The sequence below is a fragment of the Cupriavidus basilensis genome (assembly GCF_029335485.1).
In the GTDB taxonomy this organism is placed as follows: Bacteria; Pseudomonadota; Gammaproteobacteria; order Burkholderiales; family Burkholderiaceae; genus Cupriavidus; species Cupriavidus basilensis_E.
Map to the genome: position 1 here is coordinate 1 of NZ_JARJLM010000242.1, position 2,751 is coordinate 2,751.

The 2,751-nt window shown below is 65.0% G+C and carries 4 protein-coding genes; 1 reads left to right on the forward strand and 3 read right to left on the reverse strand.

All coding sequences use genetic code 11. From position 1 onward, the window contains the following. On the reverse strand, positions 1-184 hold a 184-nt coding region (locus P3W85_RS14030; protein WP_276265228.1), incomplete at its 3' end, for a hypothetical protein. Positions 185-415: 231 nt separating this feature from the next. On the opposite strand from P3W85_RS14030, the gene P3W85_RS14035 reads away from it, so the two are divergent. Beyond that, complete coding sequence (locus P3W85_RS14035; RefSeq protein ID WP_276265229.1) at positions 416-997, forward strand: shikimate kinase; 582 nt, start codon at positions 416-418, stop codon at positions 995-997. A gap of 23 nt (positions 998-1,020) precedes the next feature. Here P3W85_RS14035 and P3W85_RS14040 read toward each other — a convergent pair whose 3' ends face one another. Together P3W85_RS14040 and P3W85_RS14045 are read right to left on the reverse strand one after the other, a co-directional pair. Next, positions 1,021-1,623 (reverse strand): isochorismatase family cysteine hydrolase, encoded by a 603-nt coding sequence (locus tag P3W85_RS14040; protein WP_276265230.1) that lies wholly within the window; start codon positions 1,621-1,623, stop codon positions 1,021-1,023. A gap of 262 nt (positions 1,624-1,885) precedes the next feature. Then, positions 1,886-2,751: FecR domain-containing protein (locus P3W85_RS14045; RefSeq protein WP_276265231.1), on the reverse strand; the 866-nt coding region annotated here is incomplete at its 5' end.

Sequence of the window (2,751 nt, forward strand, 5' to 3'; positions counted from 1 at the left end):
CGAGGCCGAACGCCAGGGCAGCGACCCAGGCCGGCCCGATGGCGGCGGCCAGCGCGGTCAGGCGCGGAGCGGCGGCCGCCATCGGCGTGAACCCGGCCGCGCATGGCGGCTTAGGGCTGGAGCGGAGCGTGGAAGAGCGGGCGCCTGTCGGGCGCACTGTGGCCGGGGTACGGCTGCACGGCATAGCGGGATCCTTTTCGATGCCAAGGGTTTCGTGTCGGTTCTCCTGGTATTCCGAACGAGAATCCGAAACCCTCAATGCCGCGGCAAAAAAAGGGAATTCGACGATATCCGGGGAAAGTCACGCCGATCTTGAGAAAGAAGCAGTGGTCATCGCGGAAGCGGCGGTCGGCATTGGACGGCCGCTCCCCGCCAGGACCGGGCATCCCGGCCTGCGCTAGAATCGGGTTCATTGATGCTGGCGCGCCGCTTTGGTAAAAAAATGACAAGTGTTCTTCATCTCGTCGGGCCCGGCGGCGCCGGGAAGACCTCTGTCGGTCCCGTCCTGGCTCAGCGGCTCGGCTGGCAGTTCGTCGACCTGGACGAGCGCTTCATGTCATTCGAAGGGAATATTGGCGCGTTCATAGCGACGCGGGGTTACGCGGCCTATGCAAGGCAGAACATCGCTGTTTACCGGGAGGTCAGGTCCTCGCTCGCAGCCCCCACCGTTCTGGCCCTTTCCTCGGGCTTTCTGACTTACCCCGAGGACGTTGACCATGAATATCAGGCTCTCCGTTGCTCCATCGAATCCGATGCACTGACCTCCTTGCTGCTGCCCGCATTCGAGCTGGAGCCGTGTGTCGAGATTATCGTGCAACGGCAACTTTCGAGACCGTATCTACCTGGTGACAGGGCAAGCGAGGCGCGACGGATACGAGAGCGATTTCCGAAGTTCATGGCGTTATCATGCGCCCGGTTTCGAAGCGATGCTGCGCCAGACAAGACCGCGTCTCAGATTGAGCGGTTTGTGCATGGACGTATCGCCTTCCGTAAGTAGGCGCAGTTGGCAAGGGCGGAATGCTAGCCAAGCAACAGCAAGGCATCAGCAAGCAAAAGCACCGTTGTGCGCGAATCGAACGCCGTTGAAAAAAGATGATCGTGCACGACCTGGTCCGGGTCGTAGCAGCAATCCTTGACCGTGAATAAACGGAAGTCCGCATCGCTCGCGTACGCGACCGACGACAGCACCACGCCGGTCGACGCGATGCCCACCATGAGCAGGGTATCGATACCCTGCGCGGAAAGCCGCACCTGCAGGTCGGTACCGAAGAACACGCTGGCACGATGCGCGATGATGAGCGGTTCAGTGGCCTGCTGGCCGAGTTCCGGCGAGATCCGGTCGTCGACGAAAAGACCAAGTTGCTTGATTCCCTGCCCGTTCCTGTTCAACGGACTGACTTCCGGATAGCCTGGGCTAAAGTGGATCTTGGCGAAATAGACGCTGACGCCCTTGGCCCGCGCAGCGTCGCACAGCTTGCGCGTATTGGAGAGCAAAGCGGGCGCGACCGATGGAAACAACGCCAGGATGTCGGTCTGATAATGCATGACCACCAGAGCGGTTTGCGCTGGAACAATTGCCGGAATCCGTATGGTCACACTGTGCGCGTCAGCGGCGTTTTCCATGCCCTGTTGATGGTCTGCTGAATCGGCGGGTCTACGTTCGACGGGTGGCGACATAAGGCTACGCGATAAAGAATGATGATCGACTCTACCACGACCAACCGGTTGACCGTTCCAGGTCGCCAGGCGACCTTCGTGCTCCCCGCGGATCGCCGAAGAACCAGCAACCGCCCGCGCGCACAGCCTGGGCACGCCCCCCTCCTGGCCTGCGCATCCACTGTCCTGAAACCGAAATGCGCAACGCGTTCCAGGCTCCGGACACTAACTAGCGAGCCTGCACCGTAACCCAGTAACGGGTGCGGTAAACCAGCGCCACGGGCAGCCCCAGGGTCAGGTTGGCAAGTGCCCGGTCCGTGTCGGCCAGCGGGAACACCCCGCTCACACGCATCTCGGCCACCCCGGCATCGCAACGCAGTACGCCGGGCCGGTAGCGTGCCAGCTCGGCGAGCAGATCCGCCACCCGCATGCGCTCGGCCACCAGCATGCGGCGCGACCAGGCTGCCGCGTCTTCGTCGGCGGGCCGCGGGGGCAAGGCAGCGCCCGATCGCAGTGCCGTCTGCTGGCCGGCATCGATGCGCACCTCGCGCGCGCCCGGCTGCGCCGGCTTGACCATGACCGTGCCTTCCAGCACGGCGATGCTGGAGGCGCCATCCTGCTGCCGTACCGTGAAGCGGGTGCCCAAAGCGCGTGCCGTGCCTTCGCGGGTCTGTACCAGGAATGGCCGGTACACCGGCGCCGGATCGGGCGCGGTGTTGACCAGGATCTCGCCGGCGCGCAGCACCACGCGGCGCTCGCCGTCGTCGTAGTCCACATCGATGGCGCTGGCGGTATTCAGCAGGATGCGGGTGCCGTCGGGCAGCATCACGTCGCGTAGTTCGCCCACGGCGCTGTGGTGGTCCGCCAGGGCCAGCTGCCAGGTCTCGGTCTCGCGCACCAGGCAGGCGCTGCCGCCGGCCAGGGCCAGCAGGCCGAGCAGGCCCAGCGCCTTGCGCCGCGTGGCCGGCGGCGCCGCGCCGCGCGGTGCCAGCAGCGTGCCGCGCGCCACCTCGCGCGGGACACCATGCAGCTTGTCGCCCACCGCCTGCAGGCGCAGCCAGGCGCGCTCGTGCTCAGGATTTGCGGCTCGCCAGG